This is a genomic window from Clostridium pacaense, from assembly GCF_020709765.2.
GTDB lineage: Bacteria > Bacillota > Clostridia > Lachnospirales > Lachnospiraceae > Enterocloster > Enterocloster hominis.
Genome location: NZ_JAJFEB020000205.1, coordinates 1 through 239 on the forward strand (window position 1 = coordinate 1; position 239 = coordinate 239).

General features: G+C 53.6%; 1 protein-coding gene. It reads left to right on the plus strand.

Going from position 1 to position 239, the window contains the following annotated elements; all coding sequences use genetic code 11:
- Nucleotides 1–239, plus strand: a 239-nt coding sequence (locus LK536_RS59040) for a PTS sugar transporter subunit IIC (protein WP_506092365.1), incomplete at both ends; no start/stop codon positions are given.

Consider the following 239-nt stretch of genomic DNA (forward strand, 5'->3'; position numbering starts at 1 on the left):
TTCCTGGCAGTGGCCCTTGGGACAGATACAATCGGGGCAGTGGTCGATACATTGCCTCAGGCTGTGCTCAGCGGCCTGGATGTAGTGGCGGCAGCGCTTCCCGCACTTGTTTTTGCAATGCTGCTTAATATCATGTGGGACAGGAGGTTCCTTCCGTTTTATTTCAGAGGTTTTGCACTGGCAGTGTATTTTGGCGTCGATATCATGGCAGTTACCGTGCTGGCAGTGGCATTTGCGGC